Here is a 22,204-nt window from a genome sequence, read left to right as displayed (position 1 = left end):
CAGTCGCGCCGACGGCGTCGCTTGCAAGGCTTTGACTTTCGATGCTGCAATCGAGAAGCCCGCCCATACCGCAGTCACACAAAACGGGCTACATTCTCGCTGTATTGCAATCTCGCGCGGGGCCGCCGGACCGGTCGGCCTCGCGCAACACCCACACGATCCACAGGACGGACGCCCGCTCAGCGGGCGCCGTGGCGCCATGCAGACCATAACAAGCCACGATGCGGCAAGACGAGGGGAACGGGAACCGCTATGGACGCTGTTTCGGGTCGTGTTCGGCCTGTCGGCATTGTCATGGGGCGGCCTCGCGCTGATGGCTCAGCTCGAGAATCACTATGTCGAACGTGAAGGGCGGCTCTCGCGGGTCGCGTTCTCCGATCTGATCGCGCTTGCGTGGATGGTCCCGGGGCCGGTGGGCTGCAACGTCGCCGTGCAACTCGGACACGCGCTGCGCGGACGCGCCGGCGCATGGGTCGCGGGCATTGCCAGCGTGCTGCCCTTTTTCATGCTGATGACGCTCTTCGCGATCTTCTATCGCACGCCGATCGTGCGCGCCGCCGCGTCGCAGACCCTGCTGAATCACTTCAGCGTCGTACTCGCCACGTTGATCGGCATCACCTGGTATAAGCAGACACGTGCGCTCGTGCGCGGCAAGCTCGAATGGACGGCGGCGGTCGTCGGCTGTATCGCGCTTTTCTATGCGCACAGCCCTGCCGCTTATGTGCTGATGCTAAGCGCGGCGTTCGGTGCGGGCTGGGTGGTCAGCCCCGTGCGCGACACGCGCTTTGCCGTGTCGTTCGCGCGCGTCGACTGGCAAATCCTCACGATGCTGTGCGTGTTCGTGCTGCTGTTCGCGCTACCGCTGCCGCATCGCTACGATCTCGCGCTGCTATGGCCGCGGCTCGCGGGCGCGGGCATGACGCTGTTCGGCGGCGGCTTCTCCGCATTGCCGGTGCTCAAGACATTGTTCGTCACGCCGACGATCGGCATATCGGACAACGACTTCACGCTGGCGTTTTCGCTGTCGCCGCTATCGCCTGGACCGCTTCTGAATGTCGTGCCGTTCTTCGGCTATCTCGTCGACGGGTGGGCTGGCGCGTTGATCGCCACGCTCGCGTTGTTCGTGCCGTCCGGATGCCTCGTGGTGCTGGCGCAGCAGCACCTGCATCAATTGAAGATGAACCAGCAATTCGAGCACGGCATGCGGATTCTGCGCGCGGTCACCACGGCCTTCCTTGCGGTGGCCGTGCTGCGTATCGCCGGACGCGTGCCGTTGCAACCGGTCTATCTGATTACCGCGCTATTCTCGGCGATGTGTTTCGCGAAGCTGAAGGTGCCCGTGTACGTGGTGTACGGCACCGTCGCGGTCGTATGTGGACTGTGGCTCGCATACGGCGCATTGCTTTAGCCGCGCGCCCGGAGATTCTCCGTCGCTGCGCAGCGACAGCTCAGCGACCGTGCATCGACCGTTCAGCGAGCCGGCAAGCGTCTGTCAAAACCCGCGCGACAGCACGGCGAACCCGACGGTCACCACGCCAAGGACGATATTGATCAGCACCAGACGCCGGATCGTGCCGACTGCCTGTGCGCCGTCAGGCCACTTCTGCGCCTGCACCGCGCGGCGAATGCGCGGAAACACCGCGAAGCGGATGTGTCCGAAAATCAGCATCATGACGATGCCAAGGCCGGCCATTGCATGCAACGGCCACGTGGCGTGGCCGCCGCCGAATTGCATCAGCAGGAAGCCGCCCGTCAGCAGAATAACCAGCACCGAAGCTGCAACCCAATTGAAGAAGCGGCCAAACACCGACTCCCACAACGGCAAACGCAATTGCGGCGAAAGATCGGCAATTGCCGGGCGCAAGCAGAAATGCGCGAAGACCATCCCGCCGATCCATATCGCGACTGCGAGCAGGTGTAGAAACAGCGCGAGTTCGATAGCCTTGTTCATGTTGTATTCCTCTCCGACGACGCCACACCGCTTATGACGAATGATATGAGCAGCGGCTATTGAGCGCGTTCGACCGCACGCCATGCGTGCAGTTCCAGCAGGCCCAAGGCTTTCTCGTCGTTTTTCTTGTTGTTATTGCAGCGCGCCTGTATCTCGACGGAATACCGCACTTCGACACCGTAACGCCGCCCCCGAATTTTCTGCAACCTGCCACGCAGTTACGGCGTGGTAACGGCGTGGCAACTGCGTGGTTGCCGCGAGCCACTGCGGCACACTTCACTGCGCACGGCCAGCGCCTCGCATGCTAGCAGACGCCGGCCGTATTGAAACGTCAATCTTCGTCAAGCGGCCAGCACGGGGCGCATACCTTCGAGCTTCAGCTTGGTTTCAGGCGCGCGCCCTTTGCGCGCCCGCTTGCCGACATGCGACGCCAAAGCGGCGCCGCTCAGCTTTTCTTCGTCCAGACGTCCGCCGCGACGCGCGCCGATCAGCATGACCCCCGCCGCGTTGATCGCGAGCGCCTGAACCAGCGTTTCCTTGTCGTCGAGCGCCATTAGCGTGACGCCGCGACCGCCGCCGGAGAGCGTCTTCATTTCGTCGAGACCGAATACCAGCAGGCGCCCGCTCGACGACAGACACGCGACCTGCGTCGCGTCCGGCAGCATCGGCATGGGCGCGAGCGGCACAGCGCCGGCGTCGATTGTCATGAACGACTTGCCCGCCTTCAGGCGGCTCACCATGTCGCCGACCTTCGCGATGAAGCCAAAGCCGTTGCTCGACGCGAGCAACAATGCCTGGTCAGCCGAAGCCGCGTAGTAATGCATCAGGTGGCTGCCCGATTCGAGTTCGATCAGCGACGTCACCGGCACGCCGTCGCCACGGCCGCCCGGCAGCGACGCCACCGCGACCGAATAGACGCGACCGTTGCTGCCCCACGCGACGAGCGTATCGGGCGTGCGGCACTGGAACGCGGCGTAGAGACCGTCGCCGGCCTTGAACGTGAAGCCAGCCGTGTCCAGCCCGTGCCCCTTCAAAGCACGCACCCAGCCCTTTTGCGAGACCACGACCGTGACAGGTTCATCGACCACGCGCGCTTCGTACGTCGCGCGCTTTTCCTGCTGGATCAGCGTGCGGCGCTCGTCGCCGTACTGCTTCGCGTCGCCTTCGATTTCCTTGATGAGCAGGCGCTTCATCGCCGATTCGCTGCCGAGCAGTTCTTCGAGCTTCGCTTTCTCGTCGCGCAGTTCAGCGAGCTCTTTCTCGATCTTGATCTTCTCGAGACGCGCCAACTGACGCAGCCGGATTTCGAGGATGTCCTCGGCCTGGCGATCGGACAGACCGAACGCGGCCATCAACGCGACCTTCGGTTCGTCGGACTCGCGAATGATGCGGATGACTTCGTCGATATTCAAAAAGACGATCATCCGGCCTTCGAGGATGTGGATCCGGTCGTCCACCTTCGTCAAACGGTGACGCGTGCGGCGCGTGACCGTCGCGAAGCGGAACGCGATCCACTCGTGCAGGATTTCGCTCAAGCCCTTCTGACGCGGCCGGCCGTCGCCGCCGACCATCACGAGATTCAGCGACGCATTCGATTCGAGACTCGTATGCGCGAGCAGCGTGGTGACGAACTCCGTCTGATCGATGCGGCTCGACTTCGGCTCGAACACGAGGCGCACGGGCGCGTCCTTACCGGACTCGTCGCGCACCGCGTCGAGCAAGGCTAGCATGGTCTGCTTGCCTTGCAACTGTTCGGGCGTTAGCGCCTTCTTGCCAAGCTTGATCTTCGGATTGGTCTGTTCCTCGATTTCTTCGAGCACCTTTTGCGCGGCCGTGTTCGGCGGCAATTCGGTGATGACCAGTTGCCACTGGCCGCGTGCGAGGTCTTCGATCTTCCAGCGTGCTCGAACCTTCAGGCTGCCGCGGCCGGTTTCGTAGGCCGCCGAAATTTCCGCTTCGCTCGAAATGATCTGGCCGCCGCCGGGGAAATCCGGACCCGGAATGTGCTGCATCAATTCGGCATGCGCAATCTTCGGGTTGCGGATCATCGCGACCGCGGCGCCTGCGACTTCTCGCAGGTTGTGCGACGGGATCTCGGTGGCGAGGCCCACGGCAATGCCCGAGGCGCCGTTGAGCAGGACGAACGGCAGACGCGCGGGCAAGAGCCTCGGCTCGTCGAACTCGCCGTCGTAGTTCTTCATGAAGTCGACCGTGCCCTGATCGATTTCATCGAGCAGCAGCTTGGCGATCGGCGTCAGACGCGCTTCGGTGTAGCGCATGGCCGCCGCGCCGTCACCGTCGCGAGAACCGAAGTTGCCCTGCCCGTCGATCAGCGGGTAGCGCATCGAAAAGTCTTGCGCGAGACGCACCAGCGCGTCATAGGCCGACTGGTCGCCGTGCGGATGATATTTACCGAGCACGTCGCCAACCACGCGCGCCGACTTGACCGGCTTCGCGTTGTCGGACAGACCCATGTCGTTCATTGCGAACAGGATGCGGCGTTGCACCGGCTTCTGGCCGTCGCATACATCCGGCAGCGCGCGGCCCTTGACCACACTGACCGCGTAGTCGAGGTACGCACGTTCCGCGTAGTTGCCGAGCGTCAGAAAATCGCCTTCCGGCGGCGGTGGCTCGGTGAACAGGTCGAGAGTGTTATCGTCGTCCATCTAGATTCCGTATCGTGTTTGGCGTGAAGTTTCGTGCTTCCGTGCGACATGCGAGCGCTGTAAAACCGCTCAGATATCCGCTTCCACTTCATTGCCCTTTTCTTCCAGCCAGCTGCGCCGCGATGCCGCTTCGCCCTTGCCCATCAACATGGTCATTCGCGCGACCGTGGCGTCGTAGTCGAGCTCGCCGAGCGCGACCGGCGTGAGTCGCCGTGTGTCCGGGTTCATCGTCGTATCCCACAGTTGCTCGGCGCTCATTTCGCCGAGGCCTTTGAAGCGGCTGATCGACCATTGCGTGTCGCGCACGCCGTCTTTGCGCAGCTTGTCGAGAATCGCTTCGAGTTCGCCTTCGTCGAGCGCATAGAGCTTTTGCGCCGGTTTCTTGCCGCGCGCGGGCGCGTCGACTCGAAAGAGCGGCGGGCGCGCGACGCACACATGCCCGCGTTCGATCAACTGCGGGAAATGCTTGAAGAACAGCGTGAGCAGCAACACCTGAATGTGCGAGCCGTCCACGTCTGCGTCCGACAGAATGCAGATCTTTCCGTAGCGCAGGTTCGACAGATCGACCTTGTCGTCCGGACTATGCGGATCGACGCCGATCGCCACCGAAATGTCGTGCACTTCGTTATTCGCAAAGAGGCGGTCGCGCTCGGTCTCCCACGTGTTCAGCACCTTGCCGCGCAGCGGCAGGATCGCCTGATATTCCTTGTCGCGGCCCATTTTCGCGGAGCCTCCGGCCGAATCGCCCTCGACGAGGAACAACTCATTGCGGCCGATTTCCGTCGACTCGCAGTCGGTCAGCTTGCCTGGCAGCACAGCCACGCCGGAGCTCTTGCGCTTCTCGACCTTCTGCCCTGCTCGCGTACGCGCCTGCGCCTGCTTGATGACGAGGTCCGCAAGCTTCTTGCCGTGCTCCACATGCTGGTTCAGCCACAATTCGAGCGCCGGGCGCGCAAACGACGACACGAGCTTCACCGCGTCGCGGCTATTCAGGCGCTCCTTGATCTGCCCTTGGAATTGCGGATCGAGCACCTTTGCCGACAGCACGAACGACACGCGCGCAAACACGTCTTCAGCGAGAAGCTTCACGCCCTTCGGCTGCAGGTTGTGCAATTCGACAAAGCTCTTCACCGCCTGATACAAGCCGTCGCGCAAGCCCGATTCGTGCGTGCCGCCTGCGGGCGTCGGTATCAGGTTGACGTACGACTCGCGCGTGAGCGACCCTTCCTCGCTCCATGCGACGACCCACGCGGCACCCTCGCCTTCGGCAAAGGTTTCTTCGCTCGATCGCGAGTTTTCGGCGTAACGCTCGCCTTCGAAAAGCGGGATGAGCAGGTCACTGCCGTTCATGCCTTCGAGCAGATAGCCGCGCAAACCGTCTTCGTATTTCCAGCTTTGCTGTTCGCCGGTTTTCTCGTTGATAAGCGTGACTTCGACGCCCGGCAACAACACTGCCTTCGAACGCAGCAGCCGTTGCAATTCGCCGAGCGGCAGATTGGGCGAGTCGAAGTACTTCGGGTCCGCCCACGCGGTAACGCGCGTGCCGGACTTCTTTTCGCCCTTCGCTGCGGCGCGCACTTCGAGCGGCTTCGCCACGTCGCCGTGCGCAAAGCTCAGCGCGGCAACCTTGCCGTCGCGCCACACGGTGACGTCGAGGCGCGTGGACAGCGCGTTGGTGACGGACACGCCGACGCCGTGCAAGCCGCCCGAGAACGTGTAGGCGCCGCCGGCGGCTTTATCGAACTTGCCGCCCGCGTGCAGCCGCGTGAACACGATTTCCACGACCGGCACGCCTTCTTCCGGATGCAGGCCGAACGGAATACCGCGGCCGTCGTCTTCGACCGACACCGAATGGTCCGCGTGCAGCGTGACCGTGATTTGCCGGCCGTGGCCGCCGAGGGCTTCGTCCGACGCGTTGTCTATAACTTCCTGAATGATGTGCAGCGGATTCTCGGTGCGGGTGTACATGCCGGGCCGTTGCTTGACCGGCTCGAGACCCTTCAACACCTTGATCGACGCTTCGCTATACGCGGCGTTTGGCTTTTTCGTGGACATGGTTGACTCGGGTGCGTCGGTTCATCGTTGTCCACAGGTCCTGTGGACAGGTCCGTGGACAATGCGTTGAGTTTTCAAAAAAAGCGAAACGAAACAACGTGGTTAGGTGGGGTGCCCGCAGCGCGGGCAAACTGTTTTGCCGCATGGCTTCCGCGCGCATTCCACGCGACGGCCACGCGCTTTTGTGCGCGGGCTCTTATCGACACGCAGGATAACGGCCCGACGCACGACACTATTGCCGCGCATCGTTGCCGCCGGTGCGAACGCCGGGGAAGCCTGTTCGCGGGGTATTTTACTGATTTCAAACCTGGCGGCAATTCACGGCTCAAGCGATCGGCCTTCCGGACAAGGCGGCGCCCATGCAAAAGCAAATGCGCCGACGACGCAACGCGTCAGCGCTCGCCGCTTTATTTGCGGCGCTTTTCCAGTTCGTCCCAGCGCTCGAGCGCGAGCAGCAGTTCTTCGTCGATCGCGGCGTAGCGTTCGGAAAGGCGTTTGCCTTCCTGCGCGTCTGTCGCGAATATCGAGCCGTCTTCAAGCTGCGCACCGATGGCTTTCTGCTCCGCTTCGAGAGCGGCGATTTTCTCCGGCAACGCTTCCAGTTCGCGCTGTTCCTTGAAAGACAACTTGGCCGCGCGTTGGGTGTTGCGGCCAGCGGCACCGTCCTTGGAAGCCGCGCTGTCTTTCGCGCTGTCTTTGGCCGCGTCCTTGCTCGCCTCTTTCTGCGCTTCCTGCGCCATCTGCTGCGAGCGCTGGCTCTGGATCTGCCAGTCTGTGAAGCCGCCCACGTATTCGCGCCACTTGCCCCCGCCTTCCGACGCGATCACCGACGTCGCGACGTTATCGAGAAACGCGCGGTCGTGGCTGACGAGCAGCACCGTGCCGTCGTAGTCGGTGAGCAGCTCTTCCAGCAGTTCGAGCGTGGGAATGTCGAGGTCGTTGGTGGGTTCGTCGAGCACCAGCACGTTGGCCGGCCGCGCAAAGAGCCGCGCGAGCAGCAGACGGTTACGCTCGCCGCCCGACAACGATTTGACCGGCGAACGGGCGCGCTCCGGTGCGAACAGGAAGTCGCCCAGGTAGCTCATGACGTGCTTTTTCTGACCGTTGACTTCCACCCACTCGCTGCCGGGGCTGATCGTATCGGCAAGACTTTTGTCCAGGTCCAGCTGCGCGCGCATCTGGTCGAAATAAGCCACTTGCAGATTGGTGCCGACGCGCACCGTGCCTTCGTCCGGCTGCAATTCGCCGAGGATGATCTTCAGCAGCGTGGTCTTGCCCGCGCCGTTCGGACCGACAAAGCCGATCTTGTCGCCGCGCATGACGGTCGCCGTGAAACTGTCGATCACGGTGCGCGAGCCGTAGCGCTTCGTGACGTCCGTCAGTTCGGCGACGATCTTGCCCGACTTCTCGCCTTGGCCCACGTCGAGCTTGACGTTGCCTTGCACGTTGCGGCGTTCGGCGCGCTGGTTGCGCATTTCGACGAGCCGTGCGATCCGGCCGACGCTGCGCGTGCGGCGCGCCTCGACACCTTTGCGAATCCACACCTCTTCCTGCGCGAGGAGCTTGTCGGCCTTCTCGTTTTCAACGCGTTCGATTTCCAACTGCTGCGCCTTGCGCGTCTGGTAAGCCGAGAAATTGCCCGGATACGAGAGCAGACGCCCGCGATCCAGTTCGACGATGCGCGTGGCGACGCGGTCGAGAAACGCCCGGTCGTGCGTGATGAAGAGGAGCGCCGCCCGCTGCGAGACGAGCAGATCTTCGAGCCAGCGGATGCCGTCGAAATCCAGGTGGTTGGTCGGCTCGTCGAGCAGCAGTACGTCAGGCTGCACGACGAGCGCACGGGCGAGCGCCACGCGCTTTTGCATGCCGCCCGACAGCGAACCGACGCGCGCCTCGCCATTCAGGCCGATCTGCTGCAGCGTGGTGGCAACGCGCGTGCTCCAGTTCCAGGCGTCCGCCGCGTCCAGCGACGATTGCAGCGTGTTCATGCGTGCCATCAGCGCGTCGTGCTGTGCGCCTTCCGGTTCGTCCGCAAGCTGGTTGGCGACCGCGTCGTATTCGTCGAGCAGCGCGCGGGCGTGCGTGAGACCGGCGGCGACTGCATCGAACACCGTGTCGTCCGTATCGAACTCCGGCTCCTGAGGCACGTACACCGTGGTCAGATTCTGCTGGCGCGTGACGAGTCCGTCGTCGGGCTTGGCGAGTTCGGCGACGATTTTCAGCAGCGACGACTTGCCCGCGCCATTGCGGCCGATCAGCCCGACGCGCTCGCCCGATTCGAGAGAGAAGTCCGCGTGATCGAGCAACGCGACGTGACCGAATGCCAGTTGGGCTCCGGTAATGGTGTAAAGCGACATGGAGAATTGGAGAAGACAGCGATGAGTCGGAACTGCTCATTGTACCGGGCGCGCGGGCTGGTGCCTGTAAGCCTGAAGACATAGGACGAATCACCGGGCCGCGCATGCCCGCCCTTGCGCCCTCGCAGGGGCGCACCCATCACTTCACATGCACCGTGATCGTCTTGCTGAGGTCGGGGCCATAAGAACGATGCGCGCCGTCGCCAAATTGCAGCGTCAGCGTGTGATCGCCCGGCGGCAGTGTCAGATCCGTTTCGGTCTGCCCTTTGCCGAAGTGCAGCGATTTGTCGTTGGCGGGAATCACCTCGCCTTTGGGGAGCGGCTTGCCGTCCACCAGCAGATGATGATGGCCGGTGCCGTCCGTCATTGTGCCGGCGGGCGCGATCTTCATGCCCTCGACGCGGAACACCACGTGGACCGGATTGCTGACGCTCGCGCCGTCCGTCGGCTGCACGAACGACACGCTTGCAGCCTGCGCTGCACCCGACGCCGCCAGCAACGCGGCCAGTGCCGCGCCGCTCAACCATCTGCTTCTGAACATGGCTTCTCTCCTGGTTGGAAACATAAACCGCGTGGAAACGCCGAGCCGCTGCGAGTCCGAGGATACACGCTCTACGTGACACGCCCTCGCGCAAGCCCTGCGCGGAACGTCGGTAACTCGGGGCATCGGACGAATTCCTGTAGTATTGCGGGTCGCCGCCATGCCCAAAAAAGGGGCAGACTGGGCGGATCATTGCATTGAAGAGAGATGAGTGCGTCGTGAGCGAAGTAACGGAAGTGACAGAATATAAAAGCTGGGTGTGTCTGATTTGCGGCTGGATCTACAACGAGGAAGAAGGTCTGCCCGAAGAAGGCATCGCCGCGGGCACCCGCTTCGCCGCGATTCCGGACGACTGGCGCTGCCCGCTGTGCGACGTCGGCAAAGCGGAATTCGCGGTGGTCGAATTTTGAGGCTGAGCGGCTTGGCTGTGGTGTGCCAGCCTTGACCGGCCGGACATTGAGATAAGGCGTCGGTAGTTCGCGCGGCCCAGCAGGTCTTGCCTGCTGGGCCGCTTGTTTTTTGGGGCGGGCTCGGGGAGCGAGCCGGGTCTGATACTCTTCTTCGCCGGTGCGGTCGTCAGGCGAAACGTCGGCAATAGTGTCGCGTCGGCGGGCTCCGATCGTGTATTGGCGGGCTTTGAAGGCGGCATTCGTTTCCAACGTTTTTGCTATACTCTTGCCCTCGCTTGCATAGCTGGACATGTGAGCCGCTGCCGCCGAATGTGGGCGCAGCGAGCAAAGATCAGGGGCCCGGTCCGCCCCGCAAAGTTATCCATCTCCCTGTAGTTCAATGGATAGAACAAGTGCCTCCTAAGCGCTAGATGCAGGTTCGATTCCTGCCAGGGGGACCAAGCACCTTCCCAGCATTTCCCAAGTTTGCCCAAAAAGCCCCGTCACGCCTTGCGCTGCGGGGCTTTTTGCTGCCATCATTGCCCACAAGCCCCCAATACAAACCACATTTCTTGGGGGTATCGACGGGGTATCTGAAATATCCCCTAAAACTCGATACCCCCACTCCGGACCATGCCTAAACAGATCGTACCGCTGACTGAGTTGCAAGTCCGACGAGCCAAAGGTTCCGACCGTCCGTACAAGCTTGCCGACGGCAAGGGACTCTATCTCCAGGTCATGCCGAACGGGGCACGCTACTGGCGGATGAAGTACCGATTTGACGGCAAAGAGAAAGTCGCCTCATTCGGCGTCTATCCCGAGGTGACTCTGGCCGAGGCTCGTGACGCCTGTCTCGCCGCGCGCAAGCAGTTAAGCACTGGCATCGATCCGTCCGCCCACAAACACGAGGTCAAGCGCGTGCGTGCTCTCGTGGCGGCATCAACCTTCGAAATCGTTGCACGCGAGTGGTTTGCATCGCAGAAAGGCGGCTGGACCGATGTCTACGCCGGCAAGCTGATCAAGTCGCTGGAGGTGGACGCCTTCCCGAAAATTGGGGCCAAGCCAATCGCGGACATTGAGGCGCCCCACATGCTGGAAATCATCCGCGCGATCGAGGCTCGCGGGGTGCGGGAGACGGCCAAGCGGGTCTTGCAACGATCTCGGGCAGTCTTCCAGTACGGAATCATGACTGGACGCTGCACACGCAATCCGGCCGCCGACATCGACGTCGAAACAGTTTTGAAAAAAGGTCCAGGCGTGCGGCACATGGCGCGAGTCAAACCGGTCGAGATTCCGCAACTTATGCGGGACATTTCTGCCTACCAGGGAGATCTGGTGACCCGGCTGGCTCTCCGCTTTATGGCTCTGACATTCGTGCGCACGACAGAAATGATTAATGCGGAATGGACCGAGATCGATGAACGGGCGGCCGAATGGCGGATTCCGGCGGAGCGGATGAAGATGCGCGACCCACACATCGTGCCGCTTTCCAGACAGGCGCTAGAAGTCCTCGGCGAACTCAGAAAGCTGAATGGCGCAGAAAAGCACGTGTTCTTCAGCATTCAGGGGCGCACTCGCGGCCCGATTTCGAACAACACCATGCTGTTTGCTCTGTACCGCATGGGATACAAGTCACGCATGACCGGCCACGGATTTCGCGGGCTTGCCGCAACCGTCCTGCGCGAGCGCGGCTATAGCCGCGACGTCGTCGACCGGCAGCTTGCGCACGCGGAGCGAAACCAGGTCACAGCAGCCTATGTGCATGCCGAATACCTCCCGGAGCGCCGCAAAATGATGCAGGAATGGGCAGATTTTCTGGCGCGCCCGTAGCAGCGCTACATGACTAACAGTTGAATTTCGCTGTGGTGCGCTTAGCGACAAAACTGGCGCCATCTTTCGGCGCGTGACAGCGCTGGTTGGCGTCTCCCCGTCTCCCAGCAGGAGCCTCCTGACAGCCGCGTCGGCGAGCAGCTTTCAAAAAACCGAGTTCATCGTAAGGAAAGCCTTACACGCCTCCTGTAGACTTGGCCGAAGTAATATTAAAAAAGATATAACAATGGGTCTCTACAACATCGCGCCGTACTTCGCCTTCATGGCTTTCCTATGCTGCCTGTTTGCGCTGCCAGTATTCAGGTTCGTCGACGCCACCGGATCAGCACTCGGGCGGGTTTCAACCATCGACGGATTGCGCGGATTTCTGGCTCTGTCGGTCATGCTGTATCACGGACTGATTGAATATAACTATGTGACGGTCGGAAAGTGGATGGCAGGGGACGCCCTTTTCTATCGGCCGCTCGGCGGTGTTGCCGTGATGCTGTTCTTCATGATCACGGCATTCCTTTTCTGGACTAGGCTATTGAAGCGAGATGGCCGGCCTGACTGGGCGGCGCTCTACATCGGTCGACTTTTCAGGATAGGTCCGCTGTACATCGTCGCCGTTGTGGCGATGGCCATCATTGTCTTCTGGCGATCCGGGTTTGAGCTGCGCGAGCCGCTGGACAACTTCGTGCCGAACATGGGCCGCTGGCTCGCACTTGGCTTGAACGATGACATGCAGCCGATCAATGCATTCCCGTGGACGATTTTCATTTTAATGGGCGTCACCTGGAGCATCAAATACGAATGGTGGTTCTACTTCTCGTTGGTCGTGACTGCGACGTTCGTCAGGTCAGGAATGCACATGGTATTCGCGCTTGTCGGACTGGCCGCGTCATTCGCGATCATCCTCACAACGCAGTCTGATCTGTGGTGCCTGCCTGCAGCGTTCTTCTGCGGGATAGCGACGGCGTCGCTGTTGCATGAGGGATTCGCGCCGCGGCTCAACGTCCACACGATGTCGATTATCGCGCTCGCCGCATTGGCTGCGATGTTTTCGTTCGCTAAGACGCACGCGGGTGTGCTGCAGATAACCCTTACCGGGACTGCATTCTATTTGATCTGCAGCGGCGCCGACCTGTTTGGCCTACTGCGACTTAGGTCAGCACAACGTATGGGGCACATCAGCTATGGCATTTACCTGCTTCAGGGTATCCCGATGACGGTCTTATTCTGGCAGGAGCCGTTCAAGGCGTGGGCAATTATCTCGCCCACACACTATTGGGCCTCGCTCCTGCTCTGCGGAACAGTTCTATGCATCATTGCATCAATGACCTTTGCAATGATCGAGAGGCCGTTTATTCGGCTAGGGAAGTCTCTGAGTAAGCTCCGGCTCCCATGGTCAGAAAATGGGGCTGCTATTGATATTCATAAACAATGATCGCCCCTGCTTGACCGGCCGCGCCCGCCTGAGCTGATTGCGACGCTAACGCGCCAGCGCCGCCGCCGCCCGCCCCATATCCGCTGCCCGTGGTGCCTGATTGAGTGCCGACGGCATTTGGGCCGCCTGCCCCGAATGGAGAATTTGCCCCGGTTCCCGATGCGAAATTCGATGCGGTCGCGATGATTCCATGGGTTGCGTAAGCACCCTTCGAAGAGAAGATGAACGTTCCCGTTCCGCTCGGGGCCGCTGACTGACCAGAAGAAATTGCCACAGCGGGACCAGCAGTCGGTCCACTAGGAGAACCCCCGAGGCCGCCGGGTAGCGACATTAGCGAACCGAATGACGTCGCGCCACCAGCGCCACCAGCGGCACCGGCCGAGCCCGGCGCACCGGCTGAGCCAATGGTCACGGTCTGCGGTGAGAGGCCTGACGCGATATAGATCCGCCCGAAAGCTCCGGCGCTGCCACCGCCACCAATAGATGCCTGCCCTGCTCCGGTCGCCGGCGCACCGCCGCCAGCTCCACCACCCCCAACTCCTTCCACAATCGCGCGATTGGCGCCGGAAGTGGGTGTATAGGTTCCGCTTGCGGTGAACACTTGGATATTCAGCAGGCGTCCAGGTACACCGGTTATGGCACCGCCGACCGATAGCGTCGTAAATGAAGCAGCGCCGCCAGACACACTACCAGCAAGCGATGTGTTGCCGAAATCATCGATAGTGACGATTGTTGCGCTGCCTGCACTGTTGACGATCTGGAATGCGCCGTTGAACGCACGTAGGTACTTGTTAGGCGCGGACGCTCCGTTGCCGCCAAAGAAGATCGCGGCTCCGGAACTCGTGTTGCTCGCAGCGTTGATCAACAGCGAGCTACCTGACGTCGCCGAATTGTTGACGGTCACAACCCCGGTGAACGTGGGCGACGCAGCGGGGGCCGCGCCCGCCACATTCGCAACTGGCACATTGCCCCATCCCGGAGCCGTGCTCGCACCAGTCGAAACAATGGTTTGTCCGCTGGATGATCCTGCAGGGTTAAGCAGTTGGACTGGATTTAGAGTTGCGCCAAATGATACTGCCGACGCCAGTGAGAGCGAGATGAGAGTAAGAAGTCGTTTCATGTTCAGTCCTTGATAACAGCGTCGTCGCCGATTGTCGAAGTCAAAGCCTTGTCGCAATGGCCGGTATTGACCCAGCCGAGAAACTTGCAGAGTAAGCAGCCCCATTTCTTGCCCTTGTTGCGGGCCTTCGCTGCGCGCTCGCTAATCGTTTCGTTCGGGGAGCCAGCAGCTAGCGTGTTGAGCGCCTGGTCGAGCAGGATCAGCCAGTTCATCAGGTAGCGAAGAAGCAGGTTCATTGAGGCGCTCCCGAAGGTGTGGATTGGGCTAGCAACTCGGTTTTACGCGCGCTTGCCTGCGTATCGCCGAACCAGAAATGAACCGCGACGAGCCACGCTGTGCCGAGCGAGCCGACGCAGCTATAGACAATCGCCTTGTTCGCCTCGGGGACGTTCACGAAGAACAACATGACCAATAGCCCGAAGAAGCCAACGGTGATGCTCAGCGTGAGCAGCGGAGGCGTCAGAGATTTCGTGGCAATCTGCATGTCCCGCGCACTGACGGTGTCCTGAACGACCAGGCTTGAAAGTTCTTCGACGTTCTTGAACCCAGCCTGAGCCATCGCGAGCGCGTAATCCTGATCAGCCTTTCTCATTGCCGCCAGTTGCTCGGGCGTCGCGCCGCTGATTGCCGCGGCGATTGCAGTCTGCCGGTCGTCCGTCGATGCATCCGGCTTCGCAGTGATGCCGAACACGCTTTCGAGCGCCATCACAGCGCCGCCCGCGAGCGGACCGCCGAGGGCGGTCGCAATCGTCGGCGCCAACGTCTTGACGACGTTCAATGCGGAATCCCACACGCTCATGACGCACCTCGAATCAGATTGTTTGCGATGCGGTTGGCCCAACCATGGCCGAATGTGGGCCACGCCGAAAGATTGCCGAGATACTGGAGGCGATAAGCAGCGAAGCGCATGATGATCTTCATGGGGTCTGCTGCTCGCACCGCGGCAACGGTGATAGACCCGATCACCCCGTCAGCAGTGACGCCGGCCGCCTGCTGCAACCATTGAGCAGGTTTCCCGCCGTTGTATGCAGCATCGAACACCTGAAAGCCAATGCGAGGATCGAACTGATCGCACTGGTATGCATCCCAGTAGTTCTTTTTCGCAATGGCCTTGGCCGTCTCAATCGGAAGGTCTTTCATATCACCGGCATAACCCCATGCGCGCGCGACACGTTCAGTGACGCCCCAGCGGGTTGCGCCGCCAGGATCGGCAGGGTTGTCAACATAGCCGCCCTCGTTTCCTAGAAGCGCCGAGAAAGCGTCATCAAAAGCACTCATGACCGCTCCTTGAAGAACTTCCGCCAGCCCCATACGAGTTGCGACAGAATAAGAATCATCGTTAGAACCGATACAACATGCGCTGAATTTGGATCAGTCAGCCATAACCACCACGAACTGCCGATGCCAGCTAGACTGGTGGCGCCATTTGCGCTTGCCGCGATGGTTTCCTTATGCATGTATTTCCCCGTTTTATGGCGTGAAGAACTGGTTCAGATACCAGATTGATGAATACCGGAAGAACTTGTAGTAGGAATTTGCGGCCGCCGCCTGATTCACGCTGTTGTGAATAGAGATGCCCAACCCATTGATATAGGTCGTATTGGCGCTCCCAGACTGGACCATGATTTCCTGGCCGTCGAAGCCCCCGACAAGGTCGGTTACGTTCGTTGCGCTTCCGTTGACGATCGTTGCAGCGTCCAGCCCCATGATCAAAGGACCAGTGCCGGCAATGGCGGGGAACACTTGGGGGTGTTTGTTCCGGCGGTACGTCCAGCCAACGTAATTGGTGCCCGGGCCAGATACATGGAAGGCATTGCCATTTACGCCGGCAAGCTGAGAAAAATCGTTACCCGAGAATTCGCAGTTCAGATAGGTAAGGCCATTTCTGAACCCAATGTTCAAGCCATACACCGTATTGGCAGGCGAGTTGAAATCAGTAACCCGATTGCCGTTGATCTTGATGTTTTCGTACAGAGCCGTCGGGATCGACGAAGTTAAAGTTCCGTCCACCCAGATGCCATCTGCTGATCCAACGCCGGAGAGATTGCACGAATCAACAATATTGTCGACAACCGTCGCATTGACCAGATTGCCGCCGATATCAGTGCCGAGCTTGATGCCCTGCTGAGCGGCGTAACGAATATAGTTGTTGCTAACGATGTGGTTTGAGCTAACGTCAATACCAAATAGACCGGCATATATCACGACGTTCGAATCGAAGACGAGCCCTTCATTGACGCGCGTTCCGTCCTGTCCCAGCCCAATACCATCCTGTTTCGCGTTGCGATTGTCGTAGCAGATGTTGTTAGAGATCGTGATGTATTCATCACCTGCGCCCACGCCGATCATGAAGCCGCTTTCTGCTGCATTGCTAACTATATGCGTCGGCGGAATCGAACGGTTCACGTAGTTGCCTTCAATGATGATGTATTGGGAAAAAGTAAAGTTGCTCGTGCTTGCGTTGTATCCAGTCTGAATTCCAGCAGAACCGCAACTGATAATTGAATTTTGATTGATCTGTCCGTTTATCGAGCAATATGCAGTAATAGCACCCCATCCGATGTTTTCCAGCCGGTTTCGGTTGATTCGGAAGTTCGATATAGAGCCGGTAGCCGGGTTAAAAACAATCCCGTTGTAGATGAAATTGCGGATATAGCAGCTTTCCACAAATACCCCGGAAGCCAAAACGGTATTCGAAATAGCACCAAAACCCTGAGACGCATTGTTTGCGATATTGCCGTCCATCCCGAGATCGCGGATGCCGCAATTGTTGCTGTTCAGGATAAAGACGGCATTCGGGTTGTAGCCGTTGAATCCGGTGGCGTTAGCCGGGACCGTGACGGTCGTGGCATACATCGAGTCGCCACGAATCGTAACGTTCGGTGGCACGACAATAGACGACGCAACCAGTGTGGTGCCTGCCGGAATGAAAACGACACCGCCGCCCTTTGACGACGCATACGCGGTAGCCGCGCGGATCGCTGCGGCATCGTCCGTCACGCCATCGCATTTCGCTCCGAATCGCGGGTCTGTCACATCGATGAAGTGATTGATGCGGTTGTAAAGGGCGCTTCCTGCGGCCACTGACGAATCCGCAACCGATCCATCATTCGGCGTACCGATTGCGATGGTCGTACCGATCTTGATGTTCACTTCCTGCACGCCAACGGGGATAGGCGATTTGAACGTCAGGGCCGTTCCGACCAGCGACAAAACCTGGTCGTCTGCCTGATATGCAGCGTCGAAATAGATCCAGGTGTTTGCAATCGCTCCAGGAGCTAACGGGAGCGTCAGACTTGACGTGACACCAGGCGTGAAATCCGTTCCGCTGACGAACTTGGCATCGGTGATATTGCCGATCAGGCCAGAGTTTGAATCCTCCGTCACCTGATCCCAGATCGTGACGCCGGATGCATCCTTGACGATCTGCCGATAAACGCCCGAACCCCAGATCAGCGCCTGACCGCGGCTATCCAGTGTCACGGGATTCGTATTTGCGATGGTCCCGGCCGCATCCTGATACGTCGGCTTGGGGTTCAGCGTGCCGGGGTAGTAGAAGCCGACTGTGCCGCTTGCCAACGGGAGTCCGTTCTGGTCTATGAACTGAGACTTCGCGTTTGGGATGATTTGCATGTGGGCCTCAAACGAAAAAGGCCACCTCTTTGGGTGGCCTATAATGAAAAAGCCCTCGCAGGGAGGGCTCGGGGATTAAATGAACGCGATTAAATGGCTGTTTCAGGCGTTAGCGCTTGTGCTCGTGGGTTGCACGCAGGCATGGATTCCTCTGATGATCTATGCAGCAGTCACTGACGACAAAGAGAGCCAGTGGGTATGGAATTGGATAGCTGACGTGGTGTCGCCTATCGACCGCGTTTTGAGTTCGATCGCATCGCCTCGATAAGCTGATTCGCCTCCCCCTCGAGGCGCTTCGACGCGAGGCCCGCAGCGAGCTTGTTGCCGGCCCATGCACCGGCGCCGGCGCCAGCGGTAGCAGCCGCCCCTCCGCTAATTGCGCCTCCGAGTCCTCCACCTATGGAGGCGCCAATCTTGCCCGCATGTTTTTCGGCAAGACTCGCTTTGCTCAGCCGCTGAGTCTGGAGTCCCGCGCCCTCATACGAGTGGACGCCCGGCATGATCTGGCCGCCGTAATTGAGCGTGTGGAACTTCTCTATTTCGTCGGGCGGGAAGGTCTGCAAAATCTTTTGTCCGACGACCGAGTTCAGCGTCTTGTTCACGCTGTTCTGATTCCACACGCCAGCCTTGCCAGCGCCCTGCTCATAGACTTCACGCGCTAATGCGCCAGACATTTCGTTTTTGGCTGCTTGCGCTGCCTGCTGCAACTCATCCGGAATCGGCGGCGCACCATCTGGCGCACCGGCCACACGCCCTTTCGAGAGATCGTCAAACGTGTTGTAGATGTGCCGCCATTGGTCGATCGGCATATTGTTCAAGCGGCTCGGGATCTGCTCGACAGCTGCGCCCGACTTCACGCCGTTCGCATCGGCGTCACCAAAAATCTGCTTGAAGCCTCGCGCGCCCATGATCGTCTGCTGCGCCTGGTGAATGGCGTCACCCAATTTGTAGGCGTCCGAACCAGCCGCAGATGCGATGTCTTGATCAATTGCACGGTTGATTGCGCCGATTGTCCGTGCGTTGGCTTCGTTCCAATCAGCGTTGTTTGACTTGCGGACCGCGTCCCATGCCGCGACGCTTCCGGGCGACGTGACTTCGCCTGTGATGGGATCGCGAAAGCCCGTGTTTCTGGCCAAGTCCATCAACTGAGTAATGCCAGACACGACGCGGGAATTGCCTCCGCGCTCTGCTTCAGCGATGAATTGCGGATCGCTGAGCAGCGCGTCGACGTGACTCGTCCGAATGGGGTTGTCGCCCGACTCCGCTCGGGCCTGATCGTAGATCTGCTGCTTCGCTTGCTGGAACCACTCGTTGAGACCGCCTTCGCCATGGACCGCATCATTGATAACCTGACCGCGTTGCTCGTTGTTCGTCAGATTCGGGCTCGCGCCGGTCTCATCAATGCGTTGCTGAGCGTAGTTGGATAGAGCCTGCTGTTCGCGCGCGATCTGATTGCGGAGAGCGATCTGTTCCGGCGTGTTGACGCTGATTCGCGCATAGTCCTCGCGCGCGTCGATCATGCTGATCCGATAGTCAACCGCATTACCGGCGCCGCTGCTTGTGAGACGAGCATAAGCAGCATTGATCTTGATCGGGCGCGTGATACTGAAGTCGCCACCGATCCCGACCGTGTATGACTGCGCGCCGGTCGATTGCTTGGCCGTGTCGATCAGGTGATAGACGCTCAGACGATCCACTGACCACTGCCCGAGCATCATGTTCAGCGTCGCAAGCGCATCGGCCGTATCCTCAGCAGAGATAGCCTGACCGATGCCGACAGCGCCTATGTCCTTCAGCGCCAGCGTGATCAGATCGACGGCCGTCGTCACGCTGCCTCCAGAGCCGCGCGAATCTTGTCATTCGACCAGCGCCTGTCGATTTTGACGCCCTTCTCGTCGGCGATCTGGATCAATGCGCTGCGCTCGTCGCTCTGTTCCGGCTCAACCGGTGCCAAGGCAGCCTCTTCATCGGCGCTCTGCACAATGACGCCGTTGACCATCTTGGGATATTCGAGAAACGCATCCGAATCGACATAGACTTTCGGCGGATTGTGTTTCTCGTCCGACCAGCCTTCGCCGAGCGCTTCGAGTTCTTCCCGCGAATGCACAAGGCGCTCTTCCTTGCCTTTGCGCGTCCACTTGGGGAACTCCTGATATTCGTATGGCATGAGCCACTCCAAAAGGATGCAGGGGCCGCATGTCGATCCGAACATGACGGCCCCTTGGTCAATCAGCCGGCGATACGGCAGGCGAGTTCCTGGTAAATCGGACGCCAGCCATACAGCACGTCGATACGGCACGGGAACGTGTCGGTACCGATCGCGTACTGACGCACGATCCGCATGGAGATGCCCTTGTGATTGCGACGGCCTGCGAAGTCCACGCCTTCCGGCATTTGCAGGTCAGCAGTTGCGAGCGTGAAGGCGTTCTTGTGGTACGCCATGTTCACCGTGTACTGCGTGCTCGCAGCCACGTCCCACGTGACGACAGCAGCGTTTGCCGGGCCGGCCGAGACCGTCTGATACTGCTGGTTCGACGCAGCCGTGTTGATCGACGGGAAGATCGTCAGTGCGGCATTGCCCGAGCCATCAGCGGTCGCCGCTGCGGTCACGGTGAACTGACGCAGGACGCGCGTCGATTGACGCGATTGCGGGTTCACAGCGAACACGCCAGCGATCGTGAACGTGTCACCGGCTGCAACCGTGCCGCCAGCGCCCAGACCCGTCACGTTCAGCGTCGTGCCCGTCTGACCAGCGCCCGAAACGGTGCCGTTAGTGCGCGTGCCGGTCGTTGCCTGGCGGATGTTCTGGTCCATGCCGATGTCGAAACCGAGCGCCGGAACGAAGATGCCGCTTTCGTACTGGTCGCTGATCGGGCGCGGCGCGTTGAACAGACCCGCGGCGGCCTTGACCATCGAACCGTTCGCAGCCGGGTCCCACACGACAGTACGCTGACCGTCGCGCGGCGTGGCTTCCTGATCCAGACGCGTGCCGGCAGCCAGCAGCGTTGCGATGTCGTTCGGCGTGGTGCCCGCGGTGCCGACCTGGTTAGCGACCGACGTGTACAGGCCGAGGCCGTCGAAATCGATCTTGTTCGCGATGGTCGCCATTGCCGGCTTCAGGTAACGGTCCGCGAAGTCGTCGATATTCAACGTCAGTTCCTGCGACGAGAACGTGAAGTCAACGTGGAACTGCGTGTCGAGCGTGACCGGCACGACGGTTTCCACCACGTTTTCGACTGCCAGCGCGGGGCCGGTCGTACCGACGAAACGCACCGGCTTGCGCACGTTCACGGTCGAGCCGATCTTTGCGCCCTTGATGGCGAATTCGTCGCTGTATTCCTTGTTCACCCGACCCGAGAAGGCCAGATTGTTTTCAAGGATCATCAGCGACTTGTCGAGAATCTTGCTGGTATTAAGAAGAGTGTTTGCCATTTTTCAGCCTCATTTGGAGCCGTGTTTCTTCCACCACGCGATCTGCTCAGCCGTGGTCGCAAACTCAGGCGGCTCAACGGGCGCAGACCGGCCGCCGATCGGGTTGATCGGTGGAGGGGCGTTGGAAACGGGTGGGGTTTTCGCTTTACCGACCGTCGATTCGAGACGGGCCAGTTCAAGCGCCATGCGCAACGGAGGAAGGGACAGCAGGCGTTCAGCGACTTCAGGGTTCTGGCCCAGGTGATGCAATACCTTGTGGCCGGCATCCATCGCCGTGACGGCTTCGAGAAACTCAGGTGATGCGCCGCCGAGCATCTGGAACGTGCGCAGCGACGAATCCCACTCGTTGCCGAACTCGCCCTTGCCGGCGTCGAACACCTTGTTGCAGGCTTCGTCGAACCGTTCCTGCTGAATGAGGCGCTTCGCTTCGGCCCTGATCTCGTCGGCGGTCATCTGCTTCGGTTGCTGGGCTTCCGCCGGCTGCTGGTACTGCCGCAACTGGGCTTCGAGCGCTTCACGCTGCCGCTTTTCCTCGTGTTTCTCCCGCGTGAGTTGGTCGATGCGCCGTTGAACCCAATCGTTTTTGGGCTTTTCCTGCTGCGGTTGCTCGACTTGCTCTGCGGATTGCCCGGCGCCCGGTTCCGTGCTGACTTCTGATGCGGGCTGTTGCGCCTGTTCCGTGGAGGCCGTAGGCGTGACGTTCTCTACTTCGGTTGAAGCGTTCTCTTCGGTTTGCATGGACGTATCCAAGGATTGAGCCCCGGAAGCCGCCGGGTACGGATAAACAAAAAGGCCCGCTCCATT

Annotated in this window: 18 protein-coding genes and 1 tRNA gene; 5 read left to right on the top strand and 14 right to left on the bottom strand. The window is 60.3% G+C overall.

The annotated features are described in order from the left end of the window. The first annotated feature begins 199 nt into the window (after positions 1 to 199). Positions 200 to 1,408 (top strand): chromate transporter, encoded by a 1,209-nt coding sequence (locus tag J2W46_RS14785; protein ID WP_087751297.1) that lies wholly within the window; start codon positions 200 to 202, stop codon positions 1,406 to 1,408. An 84-nt stretch (positions 1,409 to 1,492) separates the two neighbouring features. On the opposite strand, the gene J2W46_RS14780 is transcribed toward J2W46_RS14785, so the two are convergent. The 5 genes from J2W46_RS14780 to J2W46_RS14760 all read right to left on the bottom strand — a co-directional run bounded on the left by J2W46_RS14780 (position 1,493) and on the right by J2W46_RS14760 (position 9,570). Continuing rightward, entirely contained in the window at positions 1,493 to 1,951 is a 459-nt protein-coding gene (locus J2W46_RS14780; RefSeq protein ID WP_020065296.1) for a CopD family protein, read from the bottom strand. 341 nt (positions 1,952 to 2,292) lie between these two features. Continuing rightward, positions 2,293 to 4,617, bottom strand: a complete 2,325-nt coding sequence (parC, locus tag J2W46_RS14775) for a DNA topoisomerase IV subunit A (protein WP_131319777.1) — start codon at positions 4,615 to 4,617, stop codon at positions 2,293 to 2,295. Positions 4,618 to 4,686: 69 nt separating this feature from the next. Beyond that, a complete protein-coding gene (locus J2W46_RS14770; RefSeq protein ID WP_020065293.1) occupies positions 4,687 to 6,672 on the bottom strand; it encodes a DNA topoisomerase IV subunit B in 1,986 nt (661 codons plus the stop codon). 407 nt (positions 6,673 to 7,079) lie between these two features. Beyond that, positions 7,080 to 9,029: an ATP-binding cassette domain-containing protein gene (locus tag J2W46_RS14765; RefSeq protein ID WP_204520433.1), complete on the bottom strand. Its 1,950-nt coding sequence runs from the start codon at positions 9,027 to 9,029 to the stop codon at positions 7,080 to 7,082. A gap of 139 nt (positions 9,030 to 9,168) precedes the next feature. Further along, a complete protein-coding gene (locus J2W46_RS14760) occupies positions 9,169 to 9,570 on the bottom strand; it encodes a DUF4399 domain-containing protein (protein ID WP_088172904.1) in 402 nt (133 codons plus the stop codon). Between the two features lie 218 nt (positions 9,571 to 9,788). Between J2W46_RS14760 and J2W46_RS14755 the strand changes: the two genes are divergently transcribed. The 4 genes from J2W46_RS14755 (at position 9,789) to J2W46_RS14740 (ending at position 13,215) form a co-directional block, all read left to right on the top strand. Beyond that, a complete protein-coding gene (locus J2W46_RS14755; protein WP_020065290.1) occupies positions 9,789 to 9,980 on the top strand; it encodes a rubredoxin in 192 nt (63 codons plus the stop codon). 365 nt (positions 9,981 to 10,345) lie between these two features. Then, positions 10,346 to 10,420 (top strand) — tRNA-Arg (locus tag J2W46_RS14750). A 172-nt stretch (positions 10,421 to 10,592) separates the two neighbouring features. Then, a complete protein-coding gene (locus tag J2W46_RS14745) occupies positions 10,593 to 11,789 on the top strand; it encodes a tyrosine-type recombinase/integrase (RefSeq protein WP_310354612.1) in 1,197 nt (398 codons plus the stop codon). A gap of 226 nt (positions 11,790 to 12,015) precedes the next feature. Further along, complete coding sequence (locus tag J2W46_RS14740; RefSeq protein ID WP_310354611.1) at positions 12,016 to 13,215, top strand: acyltransferase family protein; 1,200 nt, start codon at positions 12,016 to 12,018, stop codon at positions 13,213 to 13,215. On the opposite strand, the gene J2W46_RS14735 is transcribed toward J2W46_RS14740, so the two are convergent. The 9 genes from J2W46_RS14735 to J2W46_RS14695 form a co-directional block, all read right to left on the bottom strand. Beyond that, complete coding sequence (locus J2W46_RS14735; protein ID WP_310354609.1) at positions 13,193 to 14,335, bottom strand: hypothetical protein; 1,143 nt, start codon at positions 14,333 to 14,335, stop codon at positions 13,193 to 13,195. The genes J2W46_RS14740 and J2W46_RS14735 overlap by 23 nt on opposite strands. 2 nt (positions 14,336 to 14,337) lie before the next feature. Then, on the bottom strand, positions 14,338 to 14,571 hold the full coding sequence (locus J2W46_RS14730; protein WP_310354608.1) for a hypothetical protein: 234 nt from the start codon (positions 14,569 to 14,571) through the stop codon (positions 14,338 to 14,340). Continuing rightward, a complete protein-coding gene (locus tag J2W46_RS14725) occupies positions 14,568 to 15,134 on the bottom strand; it encodes a hypothetical protein (RefSeq protein WP_310354606.1) in 567 nt (188 codons plus the stop codon). The genes J2W46_RS14730 and J2W46_RS14725 overlap by 4 nt, the downstream gene beginning before the upstream one ends. Next, a complete protein-coding gene (locus tag J2W46_RS14720) occupies positions 15,131 to 15,613 on the bottom strand; it encodes a glycoside hydrolase family 108 protein (RefSeq protein ID WP_310354604.1) in 483 nt (160 codons plus the stop codon). The genes J2W46_RS14725 and J2W46_RS14720 overlap by 4 nt, the downstream gene beginning before the upstream one ends. Positions 15,614 to 15,805: 192 nt before the next feature. Continuing rightward, entirely contained in the window at positions 15,806 to 17,968 is a 2,163-nt protein-coding gene (locus J2W46_RS14715; protein WP_310354602.1) for a glycosyl hydrolase family 28-related protein, read from the bottom strand. A gap of 227 nt (positions 17,969 to 18,195) precedes the next feature. Next, a complete protein-coding gene (locus tag J2W46_RS14710) occupies positions 18,196 to 19,797 on the bottom strand; it encodes a hypothetical protein (RefSeq protein WP_310354599.1) in 1,602 nt (533 codons plus the stop codon). After that, a complete protein-coding gene (locus tag J2W46_RS14705) occupies positions 19,794 to 20,135 on the bottom strand; it encodes a hypothetical protein (protein WP_310354597.1) in 342 nt (113 codons plus the stop codon). The genes J2W46_RS14710 and J2W46_RS14705 overlap by 4 nt, the downstream gene beginning before the upstream one ends. A gap of 62 nt (positions 20,136 to 20,197) precedes the next feature. Continuing rightward, positions 20,198 to 21,400, bottom strand: coding sequence for a P22 phage major capsid protein family protein (locus J2W46_RS14700; RefSeq protein WP_310354596.1), 1,203 nt, complete (start codon positions 21,398 to 21,400; stop codon positions 20,198 to 20,200). Between the two features lie 9 nt (positions 21,401 to 21,409). Further along, positions 21,410 to 22,138, bottom strand: coding sequence for a hypothetical protein (locus tag J2W46_RS14695; RefSeq protein ID WP_310354594.1), 729 nt, complete (start codon positions 22,136 to 22,138; stop codon positions 21,410 to 21,412). Positions 22,139 to 22,204 lie beyond the last annotated feature (66 nt).

The organism is Paraburkholderia strydomiana, from assembly GCF_031456815.1.
GTDB lineage: Bacteria > Pseudomonadota > Gammaproteobacteria > Burkholderiales > Burkholderiaceae > Paraburkholderia > Paraburkholderia caledonica.
The sequence above is the reverse complement of the archived record's forward strand: the minus strand, read 5'-3'. Positions and strand labels throughout refer to the sequence as shown.